Annotated in this window: 13 protein-coding genes; 5 read left to right on the forward strand and 8 right to left on the reverse strand. The window is 74.3% G+C overall.

Annotated elements, in window-relative coordinates; all coding sequences use genetic code 11:
- Positions 1 to 221 precede the first annotated feature (221 nt).
- Positions 222 to 1,085 (forward strand): NAD(P)H-binding protein, encoded by an 864-nt coding sequence (locus tag AB0O11_RS19425; RefSeq protein ID WP_363388167.1) that lies wholly within the window; start codon positions 222 to 224, stop codon positions 1,083 to 1,085.
- Between the two features lie 19 nt (positions 1,086 to 1,104).
- Here the strand turns inward: AB0O11_RS19425 and AB0O11_RS19430 are convergent, their stop codons facing one another.
- The gene (locus AB0O11_RS19430; protein WP_363388170.1) at positions 1,105 to 2,289 is read right to left on the reverse strand and encodes an MFS transporter; all 1,185 of its coding nucleotides are present in this window, start codon (positions 2,287 to 2,289) and stop codon (positions 1,105 to 1,107) included.
- A gap of 277 nt (positions 2,290 to 2,566) precedes the next feature.
- Between AB0O11_RS19430 and AB0O11_RS19435 the strand changes: the two genes are divergently transcribed.
- On the forward strand, positions 2,567 to 3,931 hold the full coding sequence (locus AB0O11_RS19435) for an FAD-dependent oxidoreductase (RefSeq protein WP_363388173.1): 1,365 nt from the start codon (positions 2,567 to 2,569) through the stop codon (positions 3,929 to 3,931).
- A gap of 197 nt (positions 3,932 to 4,128) precedes the next feature.
- Here AB0O11_RS19435 and AB0O11_RS19440 read toward each other — a convergent pair whose 3' ends face one another.
- The 5 genes from AB0O11_RS19440 to AB0O11_RS19460 all read right to left on the reverse strand — a co-directional run bounded on the left by AB0O11_RS19440 (position 4,129) and on the right by AB0O11_RS19460 (position 9,010).
- Positions 4,129 to 4,749, reverse strand: a complete 621-nt coding sequence (locus AB0O11_RS19440; RefSeq protein ID WP_363388176.1) for a TetR-like C-terminal domain-containing protein — start codon at positions 4,747 to 4,749, stop codon at positions 4,129 to 4,131.
- A 241-nt stretch (positions 4,750 to 4,990) separates the two neighbouring features.
- Entirely contained in the window at positions 4,991 to 5,668 is a 678-nt protein-coding gene (locus AB0O11_RS19445) for a response regulator transcription factor (protein WP_363388179.1), read from the reverse strand.
- Positions 5,665 to 7,002 carry a histidine kinase gene (locus AB0O11_RS19450; RefSeq protein WP_363388386.1) on the reverse strand — a complete coding sequence of 446 codons (1,338 nt, stop codon included), beginning with the start codon at positions 7,000 to 7,002 and terminating at the stop codon, positions 5,665 to 5,667. The genes AB0O11_RS19445 and AB0O11_RS19450 overlap by 4 nt, the downstream gene beginning before the upstream one ends.
- Before the next feature lie 203 nt (positions 7,003 to 7,205).
- Entirely contained in the window at positions 7,206 to 8,054 is an 849-nt protein-coding gene (locus AB0O11_RS19455; protein WP_363388182.1) for an ABC transporter permease, read from the reverse strand.
- The gene (locus AB0O11_RS19460; RefSeq protein ID WP_363388185.1) at positions 8,051 to 9,010 is read right to left on the reverse strand and encodes an ATP-binding cassette domain-containing protein; all 960 of its coding nucleotides are present in this window, start codon (positions 9,008 to 9,010) and stop codon (positions 8,051 to 8,053) included. Before AB0O11_RS19460 ends, AB0O11_RS19455 begins: the two co-directional genes overlap by 4 nt.
- 276 nt (positions 9,011 to 9,286) lie before the next feature.
- Between AB0O11_RS19460 and AB0O11_RS19465 the strand changes: the two genes are divergently transcribed.
- Both AB0O11_RS19465 and AB0O11_RS19470 read left to right on the forward strand, forming a co-directional pair.
- Positions 9,287 to 9,679: a DUF302 domain-containing protein gene (locus AB0O11_RS19465; protein ID WP_363388187.1), complete on the forward strand. Its 393-nt coding sequence runs from the start codon at positions 9,287 to 9,289 to the stop codon at positions 9,677 to 9,679.
- Between the two features lie 10 nt (positions 9,680 to 9,689).
- Positions 9,690 to 10,535 (forward strand): universal stress protein, encoded by an 846-nt coding sequence (locus AB0O11_RS19470; RefSeq protein ID WP_363388190.1) that lies wholly within the window; start codon positions 9,690 to 9,692, stop codon positions 10,533 to 10,535.
- Positions 10,536 to 10,693: 158 nt separating this feature from the next.
- Here AB0O11_RS19470 and AB0O11_RS19475 read toward each other — a convergent pair whose 3' ends face one another.
- A complete protein-coding gene (locus AB0O11_RS19475; protein WP_363388193.1) occupies positions 10,694 to 11,662 on the reverse strand; it encodes an alpha/beta hydrolase in 969 nt (322 codons plus the stop codon).
- Positions 11,663 to 12,028: 366 nt separating this feature from the next.
- Between AB0O11_RS19475 and AB0O11_RS19480 the strand changes: the two genes are divergently transcribed.
- The gene (locus AB0O11_RS19480; protein ID WP_363388196.1) at positions 12,029 to 13,117 is read left to right on the forward strand and encodes a branched-chain amino acid aminotransferase; all 1,089 of its coding nucleotides are present in this window, start codon (positions 12,029 to 12,031) and stop codon (positions 13,115 to 13,117) included.
- Between the two features lie 45 nt (positions 13,118 to 13,162).
- Here AB0O11_RS19480 and AB0O11_RS19485 read toward each other — a convergent pair whose 3' ends face one another.
- Complete coding sequence (locus tag AB0O11_RS19485) at positions 13,163 to 14,722, reverse strand: long-chain fatty acid--CoA ligase (RefSeq protein ID WP_363388199.1); 1,560 nt, start codon at positions 14,720 to 14,722, stop codon at positions 13,163 to 13,165.
- Positions 14,723 to 14,736: the final 14 nt, after the last annotated feature.

Consider the following 14,736-nt stretch of genomic DNA (forward strand, 5'->3'; position numbering starts at 1 on the left):
GCATTGACCAGGCCGGATCCATCCAAGCGCCCGGCCTGCGGCAAGTCGAGCAACAGCACGGTCCCGTGCGTGTCGGTCCGTGACGCCGGCCACCCGGCTCTCCGACTCCGTACGAACCGTCCGCGGACCCGGACCCCGGCCTTGATCGCCCAGTGCCCGGCTGCGATCATCGGCCTGACGTGAAATCAGGTCCGCGTCCGCAACGGGGAGGAGTGCCATCCGTGATCGTCGTGACGGGTGCCACCGGCACGGTCGGGTCCAAGGTGGTCGTGGGGCTGCGGGAGCGCGGTGAGACGGTGCGCGCGCTGGTGCGCGACAGCGGTGCGCCGGCGCCGGCGGAGTGGGACGCCGGGGTCGAACGGGTGGCCGCCGACTTCACCGACCCCGGCTCGCTGGAGGCGGCCCTCGCCGGGGCCGACACCGTCTACCTGCTGGTCGCCGTGCACCCCGAGATGGTCACGCACGAGCGGAACGTGATCGACGCCGCCGTCCGCACCGGCCGCCGCCCGCGGATCGTGCTGCACGCGGCCGCCGGCGTCGAGCAGCGCCCGGAGGGCGTGCGCTTCATCGGCTCGCACCTCAGCGGCCTGGACCACCTGAAGGCCTCCGGCCTGCCGTGGACGGTGATCGCGCCGAACGGCTTCCACCAGAACTTCCTCGGCACCGCCCCGACCGTCATGGCCGGCTCGCTGGCCCTGCCGGGCGGCGACGGCGCGGTGTCGTACGTCGACGCCCGGGACGTCGCCGCGGCCGCCGTGGCGGTGCTGGCCACCGACGGCCACGAGGGCGCGGTCTACACCCTGACCGGCCCGGCCGCGCTCACCCACGCGGAACTGGCCGAGCAGCTGGCCGCCGTCGCGGGCCGCCCGGTCGTCTACACCGCGCTCACGCCGGAGCAGGCCCTGGACGGCCTGCTCGCCATGGGCTGGGAGGCCTGGCGGGCCGAGGGCATGGTCGAACTGTACGGGCTGTACGCGGCCGGGCTCGCCTCGGCAGTGACCTCGGACGTGGAGAAGCTGACCGGCCGCCGCCCGCGCCCCTTCGCCGAGTTCGCCGCCGAGCACGCGGACGCCTTCCGCGCCTGACGGCGGCACCGGGCCCACCTCAGGCGCCTCTCGCACTCCCCCGGCCCCGGCGGCGGTCCCGCCGGGCCGGGGCGAGCGCGGCGAGCATCACCGCCGCCGTGAGCACGAACGCCCACGGGTAGCCCGTCCCGCCCGCGACCGCCCCGAACGCGACCGCGCCGACACCCATCCCGCCGTCGTACGCGACGTTCCACAGCGCCGTCACGGTGCCGTACCCGGCGGGCGGCACCCGCGCGTACATCAGCGCCAGTGTCGCGTTCTGCGCGACGCCGAAGCCCGCGCCGAACACCGCGGCCCCGGCCACCACCGCGACCGCACTGCCCGTCCAGCCGAGCAGCAGCACCCCGCCCGCCGAGACGAGCAGGGCGGGCAGCACCAGCCCCGCCGCGCCCCGCCGGTCCCCGTACCGCCCGGCCAGCCAGCGGGCCACCGTCGCGGCCCCGGTCTGGACCAGCAACGCCACCGCGGCGGCGGACGGCACGGCGAGCGGCAGGAAGGTGACCAGGATCCCGGCCGCCAGCGCCGTGGCGCCGAACACCGCGGCGGGGCGCAGCAGCGCGCCGCTGCGCAGCCCGTCCCGCAGGCCCACCGTCGGCCCGGCGGCCCGGGTGCGGTCGGGCAGCGCCGGAACGGAGGCGACGGCGGCCAGCGGCGCCGCCGCCCCGATCGCGAACACCCAGGCCCAGCCCAGGTGTTCGGCCAGCCAGACACCGAGCGGCAGACCGAACACGGCGGGCACCCCGGAGACCAGGCCGACCAGCGCGAGCCCCTCCCCGCGCCGCTCGGCCGGGATCAGCCCGGCGGTCAGCGCCCCGCCCGCCACCAGCGTGACCGCGAAGCCGAGTCCGCGCAGCAGGCAGACTGCCACCACCGCCGCCATGCCGCCGGTCCGGACCAGGACCAGCGCGGGCGCGCCCAGCAGCACCAACCCGGCCGCCAGTACCGGGCGGTAGCCGAACCGGGAGGTCAGCGACGGGGCGGCCAGCTCGCCGACCACCGTGGCGAGCATCAGCGCGCCGGTCGCCGGACCCGCCGCGTGCTCGCCACCGGACTCCCGGGCGTACAGCGGCACGGCGGAGAGCAGCAGGTTGAAGCCGACGGAGGAGCCGAGCAGGGAGACGAAGCGCAGCAACAGCGCCCGGGTCACCAGCGGCGGCCGGGCGCAGCCGGAGCCCGCCGCCGGGGAGTCGGTCGTAGCGGTCACCCCGCGACGCTACCGGCCCGCACGGTCCGCCGGCAGGGCTCGCACCGCGTGACCGGGCCGCTCCGGTCCCGGGGCGGCTGCGCCGCGACGGGGAGGTCGGAATCGTGGCAGCTGTCGTGGTCGTCGCCGTGGTGCTCCTGCTCCGACGACCCCTGACCCATAGATCATCCCTATGACCTAAAAAATCATCGCCGCCTACTCCCCAGGTCATCCGTAGGGTTTGGTACAAAGATTCAGATCATTCTTGGCCTCGCCCGACCGGAGGACACCAACCGTCATGCCCCGCCCGATCCGAGTCGCGATCGTCGGAGCCGGCCCCGCCGGCATCTACGCCGCGGATGCCCTGCTGAAGTCCGACGCCGCCCAGACGCCCGGTATCTCGATCGACCTGTTCGAACGGATGCCCGCCCCGTTCGGTCTGATCCGATACGGGGTCGCGCCCGACCACCCCCGCATCAAGGGCATCGTCACGGCCCTGCACCAGGTGCTCGACAAGCCCCGGGTCCGGCTCTTCGGCAACGTCGACTACCCCACCGACCTCGCCCTGGACGACCTGCACCGCTTCTACGACGCGGTGGTCTTCTCCACCGGCGCAATGGCCGACCGCGCCCTGGACATACCCGGCATCCACCTCGACGGTTCCTACGGTGCGGCCGACTTCGTCTCCTGGTACGACGGCCACCCGGACGTGCCCCGGACCTGGCCGCTGGAGGCCGAGAAGGTCGCCGTGCTCGGCGTCGGCAACGTCGCCCTGGACGTCGCCCGGGTCCTCGCCAAGACCGCCGACGAGCTGCTGCCCACCGAGATCCCGCCGAACGTGTACGAGGGCCTCAAGCGCAACCGGGCCGTCGAGGTGCACGTCTTCGGCCGTCGCGGCCCCGCCCAGGCCAAGTTCAGCCCGATGGAACTGCGCGAGCTGGGCCATTCCCCCACCATCGAGGTGATCGTCGCCCCCGAGGACATCGAGTACGACGAGGGCTCGATCGCCGAGCGCCGCGCGGTGAAGCACGTCGACCTGGTCGCCTCGACGCTGGAGAACTGGGCGATCCGCGACGTCGGCGACCGCCCGCACCGGGTGTACCTGCACTTCTTCGAGTCCCCGGTGGAGGTGCTCGGCGAGGACGGCCGGGTGGTCGGCCTGCGCACCGAGCGCACCGAGCTGGACGGCACCGGCAACGTGCGCGGCACCGACCGCTTCACCGACTGGGACGTGCAGTCGGTCTACCGCGCGGTCGGCTACTACTCCGACGAGCTGTCCAAGCTGCCCTTCGACCCGACCTCGGGCACCGTCCCGCACCAGGCCGGGCGGGTGCTGGACGGCGACGGCTCGCACCGCACCGCGACGTACGTCACCGGCTGGATCAAGCGCGGCCCGGTCGGTCTGATCGGCCACACCAAGGGCGACGCCAACGAGACCGTCGCCTGCCTGCTGGAGGACCACGCGGCCGACCGCCTGCCCGGCGCCGTCGAGCCGGACCCGGCGGCCGTCGAGGAGCACCTGCGCGCGCAGGGCGTCCGCTTCACCACCTGGGCGGGCTGGCAGCTGCTGGACGCCCACGAGCGCGCGCTCGGCGAGGCCGAGCAGCGTGAGCGGGTCAAGGTCGTCGAGCGCGAGGACATGCTCCGCCACAGCGGGGCCTGAGACGCAGCGGAGCCCGAGGTCACAGCGGAGCCGAGGTCACAGCGGGCCCCGAGTCACAGCGGGCCCCGAGCGCGGGGTACCGCTGCCGAATCCCGCGGGAATTCCCCCCGGAACACACCCGCGGGATTTCGGCCGATGACCACCGGGAAGTCCGCGGGCCGCTGCCGAACGCCCTGCCGCTCCCCGGGGCAGCGCCGTCAGGGACGGACGATCGGCAGCAGCACCTCGTCCACGATCGCCGCCGGATCGAGTTGCACCAGGTCCTCCCCGCCGCACATCTTGATCCGGTACAGCATCAGCGCCGGCACCAGGTCGGTGACCAACGGGGTGACCGCCCCGGGGCGGACCTCCCCGCGCACGGTGCCGCGCTCCAGCACCTCGGCGATCAGCGCCGTCGTCGGCTCGACCACCCGTTCCAGCACGATCTCCACGAAGGCGTGCGCCCTCTGGTGGTCGAGCTCGCTCATGATGGCCCGCACGGCGGCGCCCAGCTCGCTGAACATCGCGGCGCGCAGCCTGGTGACCACCTCCAGCAGGTCCCCGCGCAGGCTGCCGGTGTCGGGGGCCGGGCCGGACGGCGGCAGGCTGGCCCGCAGGGCGTCCTTGACCAGTTCCTCCTTGGAGGACCAGCGGCGGTAGAGCGCGGCCTTGCCGGTCTGCGCGGCGGCGGCGACCCCCTCCATGGTCAGCCGGGCGTAGCCGTCGGTGATGAGCTGCTGGAGGACCGCCTCGTGGATGGCGCTCTCCAGCGCCTCACCGCGCCGCCGCAGCGGGGCGCCCGTCACCGGCCCGTGCCCGGCATCCGTCTCAGCGGTCATGGTTGCGCACCTTCTTCAGTCGCCTTTCCTCGATCCCCGCACTCCACGCATTCGCCCGGGGTTGTCCGGGAAATCCCGGGCCGGCCGCGCGCATGCTGAAGCGTTTCCTCTGTCACGGAAATCAGTTGGATCCCACGGTCGATGTTAGTGAACGAACCCGTTCCCGGTGAGGTCGGTCGCCCCCGGTCGTCCGGCAGCGTCGGACCGGCAGGTTGGGGCGTCGGACCGGCAGGTTGAGGCGTCAGACCGGCGGGTTGGGGCGGGTCAGGCCGCGGTCGTAGGCGAAGATCACGGCCTGGACGCGGTCCCTGGCACCGATCTTCCCCAGCACCCGGCTGACGTGCGTCTTGACGGTCGACTCCGCCAGCACCAGGCGCTGGGCGATCTCGCTGTTGGTCCAGCCCTGGGCGATGGCGACCAGGATCTCCCGCTCGCGGTCGGTCAGGGCGTCCAGCCGCGGGTCGGCGGCGGGCGCGCTGCCGGGCGGGCGCACCGGCAGGCGGTGGGCGTAGGCGTCGAGCAGCCGCCGGGTGATGGCGGGGGCGACCACGGCATCACCCACGGAGACCGCGCGGATGCCGGCCAGCAGCTCCTCCGGACGGGCGTCCTTGAGCAGGAAGCCGCTGGCGCCGGCGCGCAGAGCGGCGTGCGCGTACTCGTCGAGGTCGAAGGTGGTCAGCACCAGGATGCGGGAGCGTCCGCCGGTGGCGACGATCCGGCGGGTGGCCTCGATGCCGTCCATGCCGGGCATCCGGATGTCCATCAGGACGACGTCGGGCCGCAGGTCGGCGGCCAGCCGGACGGCCTCGCCGCCGTGGGCCGCTTCGCCGACGACCTCCGTGTCGGGCTGGCTCTCCAGCAGCATGCGGAAGCCGTAGCGCTGCAAGGGCTGGTCGTCCACGATGAGGACGGTGGTCACGTCGGGCCGCCTGTCGGGTCGGGGGTGAGGTCCGGGCCGGGGCTGGGGTCGAGGCCGGGAGTGAGGTCCGGGTCGGGGGTGAGGTGCAGCACGGCCTCCACGGTCCATCCCGCACCGGGGCCGGGGCCCGCCGTGACCGTCCCCTGGTACAGGGCCGCGCGTTCGCGTATCCCGGCGAGGCCGTGACCGTGACCGTGGCCGTGGCCGTGGCCGTGCGTGCGCCCGTGCCAGCGGGAGCCGCCGGGCGGGCCGGTGTCCTCGACGCGCACCCGCAGCCGGTCGGGGCCGACGGTCAGGGTCACGTGGGCGCGGGTCTCGGGGCCGGCGTGCTTGAGGGTGTTGGTGAGCGCCTCCTGGACGATGCGGTAGGCCATCAGCTGGACGCCGCGGTCCGGCCGGTCCAGGGCGCCGGCGGCCGTGTAGACGACCTGCGGACCGGCGGCACGGATCCGGGCGCACAGCCCGTCGAGGTCGGCGATACCGGGCTGCGGGGTGAACTCGGCGGACTGGTCGCCCTGGTCGCGCAGCACGCCGAGCATCCGCCGCAGCTCGCCGAGCGCCTGCCGGCTGGTGTCGCCGATCAGCAGCAGTGCCTCCCGGCCGCGCTCGGGGGCGGCCTGCGCCGCGTACGCGCCGCCGTCGGCCAGGGTGACGATGACGGACAGGTTGTGGCCGATGATGTCGTGCATCTCCCGGGCCACCCGGGTGCGTTCGGTGGCGGCCGCGAGCCGGCTGCGCTGGTCGCGCTCGATCTCCAGCCGGGCGGCGCGTTCGCGCAGCCCGGCGAGCTGGGCGCGCCGGACGCGCACGGCGATGCCCAGTGCCACGGCCGCCGTCGCGGCGCTGAACAGGAAGAACAGCGCGTCCCCGACCGGCAGCCCACCACCGGAGACGGCCACGGCGACCACGGCGACGGCCACCGCCATGGCCGCGCAGGACCATGCCAGGTGTCGTAGCCGGCCGTGCAACGCGAGGCTGTAGAGGGCGACCAGCAGCGCGGCATCGGCGCGCAGGCCGACGTCCAGCGACCACTGCAGGACGAACACCGCCATGATCGCGGCGAAGGCCGCCGTGGGCCGACGGCGGCGCCACAGCAGCGGCAGCACCAGGCCGGCTTGCAGGGCCGCCGTCTGCGGCAGCGGCAGGCGGGCGAGCACGAACCGGTGCTCGCGCGGGCCGCCCTCGACGTGGCCCGGCACGAGGTCGGGCAGGCAGAACACCAGGAAGACGGCGGCCACCACCGCGGCGTCGAGCACCCAGGGGTGGTCGCGGTCCGCCTGGCGCAGCCGCTGCCCGAGCCGAGCCAGGCGGGCGAACAGGGGGTGGCCGGACAGGGTCTCGGCGGGCGACGTGCCGACGGACGGTGTACCGACGGACGGTGTACCTGCGGTGGGTGCGCCGGCGGCCGCGAACGGGCTCGTCGCGGTGATGTGCTCGCTCACCGGTGGCACCTCCCTGTCGGCCGGGCTGTCGTGGTCGCGCGTTGCGGCGCCGGTTTCTTCCCGGCGCCGCAACAGATGTCCTCCCATCGAGTCTCTCAGGCGTCGGTGCGCACCAATCGCACGGCCGCCGCACCGAGGGCGAGGACCGTCCAACCGAGGAAGACCGCCAGGCCGACCGCCGGCGAGAGCGTGGTCGAGTCGTGGTGCAGGGCGAACATCGCCTCCCCCGCGTGGCTGGGCAGATAGGGGCTGAGGTGGCTCTGCCAGGAGCTGGGCAGCAGCGAGGTCAGCCCGGGGATCAGCATCAGCGTGGCCACCAGGACCGCGATGCCGCCGGCCACCGAGCGCAGCAGCGCGCCGAGCGCCACGCCGATCACGCCGACCAGGGCCAGGTAGAGCCCGGCGCCCAGCAGGCCGCGCACCACCCCGGCGTCGGAGAGGGTCATCGCCACGCGGGTGCCGGAGAGGACCCCGCTGTCGGCCACGAAGACCGCGAACACCCCGACGGTGCCGAGGACCAGCGCGATCAGCCAGTACACGGCGGCCTTGGACCAGAGCACCGGCAGCCGGCGCGGCACGGCGGCCAGGGTGGAGCGGATCATGCCCGTCGAGTACTCCCCGGCGGCGACCAGCACGCCGAGGACTCCGAGCGCCAGCTGGGCGAAGTTGGTGCCGAACAGGGACAGGCTCAGTGTGCTCGCGCCCGCGAAGTCCCGGTCCATCGGGCGGCCCGAGGTCATCCGCGACTTGAACTGGTAGGCGGCGATCAGGCCGAAGGCGACCAGGAAGAACAGGGCCAGGCCGAGGGTGATCCAGCTGGAGCGCAGCGACCAGAACTTCGCCCACTCGGAGCGCAGCACCCGGGCCGCGGTCACCTTGTACACGGGACGCGCGGGCCGCGGATCGGCGGAAGCGGACGTCGGGCTCGGTGCGATGGCGCTCATGCCGCGCTCCTTGAGGTCTCGGTGCCGGTGGTGCCGGCGGGCGCCGTGGCGGTGGTGCCGTGGTACTCGACGGCGTCGCGGGTCAGCTCCATGAACGCCTCCTCCAGGGAGACCGTCCGGGGGGTGAGCTCGAAGAGGGCGATGCCCTGCTCGGCGGCGGTCAGGCCGATCTCGCGGGCCGTGCGCCCGGTGACCAGCAGTTCCTCCGAGCCCGCCCGGCCGGTGATCTCCACACCGGGGCCGGCCAGCGCGGTGCGCAGCCGGGGCGGGTCGGCGCTGACCACCTTGACCACGTCGCCGCCGGCCCGGTGGACGAGCTCCTGCACGGTGGTGTCGGCCAGCAGCCGGCCCCGCCCGACGATGATCAGGTGGTCGGCGACCAGGGCCATCTCGCTCATCAGGTGCGAGGACACGAAGACGGTGCGGCCCTCGGCGGCGAGCGAGGTGAGCAGGTTGCGGATCCACCGGACGCCCTCGGGGTCGAGGCCGTTCACCGGCTCGTCCAGCATCACCGTGGCCGGGTCGCCCAGCAGGGCCGAGGCGATGCCGAGCCGCTGGCCCATGCCGAGCGAGAACGCCCCGGCCCGCTTGCGGGCCACCGAGGACAGCCCGGTCAGCTCGATGACCTCCTCGACCCGGCGGCGCGGGATGCCGTGGGTGTGGGCCTGGGCCATCAGGTGGTTGAAGGCCGAGCGGCCCGGGTGGATCGACTTCGCCTCCAGCAGCGCGCCGACCTCCTGGAGCGGCGCCGCGTGCTCGGCGTACCGGCGGCCGTTCACCCGCACCGAACCGCTGGTGGGCGCGTCCAGCCCGACGATCATCCGCATCGTGGTGGACTTGCCCGCGCCGTTCGGCCCGAGGAAGCCCGTCACCGTCCCCGGCCGGACCGTGAAGTCCAGCCCGTCCACGGCGGTCTTCTCCCCGTACCGCTTCGTCAGCCGGTGCGCCTCGATCATCGCTCACCCCTGTGCTCCGGGGCCGGTCCGTCCCGGCCACCCTCGCCCTCCACGCTACGTGCGGGATCGGCTCCGATCCGTGGTACCGGGGGCCGATCATCGGCGCGCCCGTAGTACCCCGGTACCACCCCGGCGCCCACCACGGCAGGTTCATCCGCCGTCCGTACGGCGCACGGTCCGACGGCCGGTCGGCCTCTCCCGCCGCGGTCCGCTCCGGGAGGCGGCGGGCCCGGCGCCCGTCGATACTGGGGCCGCCCGGACTCTTGCGGAGGAACCATGGACTACGGTCTCGGCGTACGGCTCGACCGGCCGTTCGCGCAGGCGGTGGAGGCGGTCACCGCCGCACTCGAGGAGCAGGGCTTCGGCGTCCTGACCACCATCGACGTCCGGGCGACCCTGCGCGAGAAGATCGGGGTGGAGGTCGAGGACTACCTGATCCTCGGCGCCTGCAGCCCCGCCCTCGCCCGTCGCGTGCTCCGGGCCGACCGCCGCATCGGGCTGCTGCTGCCCTGCAACGTGGTGGTCCGGACGGACGGCGACGCCACGGTGGTGGAGGCCGTCGACCCGCAGACGATGGTCACCCTGGCGGGGCCCGGGGGCGGGCTGGGCGAGGTCGCGGACGAGGCCGCGCAGCGGCTGACGGCCGCTCTGGACACGCTGCGCGCATGAGGAGCAGACCATGACCGGACCCGTCGTCGTCGGATTCGACGGCTCGCCCGAGAGCCTCGCCGCCACCGAGTGGGCCGCCCGCGAGGCGCAGCGCCGCGCCTGCCCGCTCGACCTCCTGCAGGCCTGGCCGTGGCCGCACCGGGACGTGGTCGGCAGCGAGGAGACCTACCGGAACGCGATGGACCGACTGACGCTCCGGGCGGAGGAGTTGCGCGCCTCGGCCGGTGCCGGGCCGGTCACCTCGGCGATCGTCCCGACCGATCCGGCCGAGGCGCTGCACGCGGCCGCGAACTCGGCCTCGCTGCTCGTCCTGGGCTCGCGCGGCCTGGGCCCGGTGCGCGGGTTCCTGGTCGGCTCGGTGAGCCAGGAGGTGCTGCGCCGGGCCGACTGCCCGGTGGTGCTGGTCCGGGCGGAGCCGGTCGACCCCGAGGGCCCGGTGCTCGTGGGCCTCGATCTGGCCCATCCGACGGACGACGTGCTGGCCTTCGCCTTCGACGCGGCCGCCCGGCGCGGGGCGCCGCTTCGGGTGGTGCACGTCTGGTCGCCACCGGTCACCAACGAGTACATGGCGCTCCAGGCCACCGGCGGGCTGAAGGGCGAGCTCTCCGTGGTCGAGCGGACCCTCTTCGCCGAACGGCTGGACCCCTGGCGGGAGCGCCGCCCCGAGGTGTCGGTGACGGCCGACCTGATCCAGGGCAGCCCCTCCGTCGCCCTGGTGGACGCGGCGTCCGAGGCCCGGCTGCTCGTGGTCGGCCGCCGCATCCGCCGCACCCTGCCCGGCGCCCACCTCGGCCCGGTCGCACACGCCGCGATCCACCACGTGCGCTGCCCGGTCGCCCTCGTCCCGCACGTCTGACCGGGACGGATTCCCGGCGCGGTCGCCGGCGGCCGCTACCCGGGGCCGTCGGCGGGCACGTGCGCGGCGTAGAGGCGTCGGAGAGAAGGCCCGGCCGGGCTCCGACGGCCGGGGGACGGAAGTCCCGGGGCCGCCGGCCGCCCGGCCGGGCCGGTTGCTCAGCGGGTGCCGCGCCGGCGGGCGATGCGGGTGAGCACCGAGCCGGACACGAGCGTGGCGGCGGCGACGGCGCCGACCGCGGCGACGGCCTGACCGTGGGAACCGGTCGCCGCGAGCTCGGCCGGGGCCGTGCCGTCACCGACGGCGCCCGCGGCCTCGCGGATCTGGCGGAACACCACGTCGGGGTGGGAGATCATCGACACGTGCGAGGAGTCGACCTCGACGGTGCGCGACTTGGCGCGCTCGGCCCCGAAGCGCTCCAGGTCGGGGTCGATGGCCCTGTCCTGCCGGGAGACGACGGCCCAGGACGGGATGTCGCGCCAGGCGGCGGCGGTGGCCTTCTCCGCGAACCCGGCCTCGGCGAGCGGGCGCTGCTCCGCGGCCATCAGCCGGGTCCGGGACTCGGGCAGGTCGGCGGCGAAGACGGAGCGGAACTTCTCGCCCTTGAGGTAGAGGTCGGTCCCGCTGCCGCCGGGGCCCGTGTAGGGAACGGGGTTGAGCGCGGCGGCGAGGTCGCTGCCCGTGAACTTCGCCGACAGCTCGGCCGGTGACTCGCCCACGTCGGGCATGAGCGCCGACACGTACACGAGGGCCTTCACGTTCGGGTTCCCGGCGGCGGCCTGGCTGATGACGGCTCCGCCGTAGGAGTGGCCGGCCAGCACGATCGGGCCGCTGATGTTCTTGAGCACACTGGCCACGTAGGCGGCGTCGTTGGCCAGGCCACGCAGTTCGTTGGGCGGGGCGACGACCTGGAACCCGTCGTCCAGGAGACGTTCGACGACGTCGCTCCAGCCGGAGGCGTCGGCGAACGCGCCGTGGACCAGGACCACCGTCGGCTTCACCCCGCCGCCCGGCCCTCCACCGGTTTCGGCGGCCAGCGCGGGTGACACCGTGGCGGCGACCAGACAGGTCGCGAACGCCACCGTGGCAGCGGAGGAGATCGAGTGGCGGGACAGCGATATGCCCATGGTTCCTGCCCTTCCAAGGAGGTAAAGGGGCTGAAACCACCCTGCTCACGCCCCCGCCCGGACGGCATATCACGCTGCGCATCCGGGTGAATGCGTACCGCCGTTCGAGTCCCTGTGCGGCGGCACGGGGTTTGGCGGCGGACCGGGCCCGACCCGACGACGGCCGGACGGCGCTCAGGCCGGCCCCCACTCCGGCCACCGGCAGGACGCCGCCTCGGAGCCGTCGGCCCCTCGGGAGCCGACGGCTCCGGGCTCGGCCGGGTCGCGCCGTATCACGTCCGGCTGACGACCGTTAGCATGACGGGTATGGCGCCGGTCGTTGGCGTCAGTTCGCACGGATTCCACCGCGGTTTCGAGGAGTTGACGATGAGTCGCGCTTTCTCTCTGTTCCGGACGCCCGATCCCGTCCCCGAGGAGGAGCGACGCACCATCCTCGCCGCACCGGGGTTCGGCAAGTTCTTCACCGACCACATGGCCTCGGCCACCTGGACGCCCGCCGAGGGCTGGCACGACCGCAAGGTCTCCGCGCTGGTGCCGTACTCGCTGCACCCGAGCGCCGCCGTGCTGCACTACGCCCAGGAGATCTTCGAGGGGCTGAAGGCGTACCGCCACGCCGACGGCAGCGTCTGGCTGTTCCGCCCGGAGTTCAACGCCCGCCGCTTCGCCCGCTCCGCCGAGCGGCTCGCCCTGCCGGAGCTCCCGGAGGAGGACTTCCTCACCAGCGTCGAGGAGCTGGTGCGCGCGGACGAGGCGTGGGTGCCGGGCTCCGCCGACGAGAAGAGCCTCTACCTGCGGCCGTTCATGTTCGCCTCGGAGGCCTTCCTCGGCGTCCGGCCCGCCGAGCGGATCGCCTACTCGGTCATCGCCAGCCCGGCCGGCCCGTACTTCGCCGGCGGCGTCACCGGCATCACGCTCTGGGTCAGCAGCAACTACACCCGCGCCGGGCGGGGCGGCACCGGCGCCGCCAAGTGCGGCGGCAACTACGCCTCCAGCCTGGCCGCGCAGATCGAGTCCCGGAAGAACGGCTGCGACCAGGTGCTGTTCCTGGACGACACCGGCGGCGAGGGCGACCTGGAGGAGTCCGGCACGATGAACCTGTGCCTGGTCACCTCGGCCGGCGAACTGGTCACCCCCGCGCTCGGCAACATCCTCGACGGGGTGACCCGGGACTCGATCCTGGCCCTGGCGGGCGAGTTCGGGCTGACCCCGGTGCAGCGTTCGATCACCCTCTCCGAGCTGCGGGCCGGTGCCGCCGACGGCACGATCACCGAGGTGTTCGCCGCCGGGACCGCCGCGGTGATCACCCCGATCGTCGGGTTCAAGGGCGAGGGCTACGAGTTCACCCTCGGCAACGGCGCGCCCGGCAAGCAGACCCTCGCGATCCGCGAGCACATGCTGGACATCCAGTACGGGCGCGCCGAGGACGTCCACGGCTGGATGCGCCAGGTGCTCTGACACCCCGGGGGCGGCCCGACCGGGCCGCCCTCCCGCCGGCACCGGTCAGTCCCGTTCGGGCACGACCACCTCACGCTTGAGGATCTTTCCGGTCGGCCCCTTGGGCAGCGCGTCGACCGTCCAGACCAGCCGCGGGTACTTGTACGGGGCCACCCGCTCCCGGACGAAGCCGCGGATCTCGCCCGCGGTCGCCGACGCGCCCTCGCGCAGGACCACGGCGGCGGCCACCTCCTGGCCGTGGGTGGGGTGGGGGACGCCGATCACCGTGGCCTCGGCCACCGCCGGGTGTTCGTACAGCACGTCCTCCACCTCCCTCGGGTAGACGTTGAACCCGCCGCGGATGATGACGTCCTTGCGGCGGTCGACGATGCGGAAGTCGCCCCGCTCGTCGCGGGTGCCGAGGTCCCCGGTGTGCAGCCAGCCGTCCCGGACGGTCTGCGCGGTGGTGTCCGGCCGGCGCCAGTAGCCCTTCATCACGTTGTGCCCCCGGATCACCACCTCGCCGACGGTGCCGTCCGGCACCTCCGTGCCGGACTCGTCGACGATCCGCATCCGCACCCCCTCGATCGGGATGCCGATCGTGCCCGCGATCCGCTCCCGGTCGCTCCGGTTGGCGCAGGCCAGCGGCGAGGACTCGGACAGCCCGTAGCCCTCCAGCACCACGCAGCCGAAGTCCGCCTCGAAGCCGCGCAGCACCTCCGGCGGCATCGGCGCGCCGCCGCACAGGCACACCCGCAGCGAGGAGACGTCGTGCCCGGCACGCTGCGGGTGGGTCAGCATCAGGGTGTACATGGTCGGGACGCCGAGGAAGACGCTCACCCGGTCGCGTCGGATCACCGAGAGCGCGGCCGCCGGGTCGAAGCGCGGCACGAGGGTCAGGCACGCCCCGACGGCCACCGCGCAGTTCAGGCCGATCACCTGGCCGAAGGAGTGGAACAGCGGCAGCCCGCCGAAGATCACGTCTCCCTCGGCCAGCCCCAGCACCCGGACGCCGGCCCGGATGTTGCACACGATGTTGCGGTGGGTCAGCTCGGCGCCCTTGGGGGCCCCGGTGGTGCCGGAGGTGTAGAGGATGACCGCGGTGTCCTCTCCCCCGCGTCCCGCGGTCCCGGGCAGGCCGGCCGGGTGTTCCGCGAGCGTCGCGGCGAGGGCGGCCGGCTCGACGGCGACCAGCCGGGTGCCGGTGCGCTGCGCACCGGCGACCGCCTGCTCGGCACCCGCGTGCCAGGCGAGCAGCAGGGCGGCTCCGGCGTCGGCGAGGCAGTGCTCGATCTCCCGGGCCTTCAGCAGCGGGTTCATCGGTACGACCACCGCCCCGGCGCGCAGGATGCCGTAGTACAGCACCGCGAAGTCCGGCACGTTGGGCAGCAGCACGGCCACCCGGTCGCCGGGCGCGACGCCGAGCGCGGCCAGCCAGTGCGCGGCCCGGGCGCTGCGCGCGTCCAGGTCGGCGAAGCTCAGCACCTCCTCGTCGAGTCTCAGGACGGGGTGCTCCGGACGGCGCGCGGCGGTCGCGGTGAGCAGGTCCGGAATGCCGTGCGGCAGGTCCGCGGGGTCGTGCGGCAGGTCGGCGCTTCTGTCGGACGGGGCGGGGACGGCGGACATGCGGGCGCTCCTCG

This window comes from Kitasatospora sp. NPDC093102 (genome assembly GCF_040683915.1).
GTDB lineage: Bacteria > Actinomycetota > Actinomycetes > Streptomycetales > Streptomycetaceae > Kitasatospora.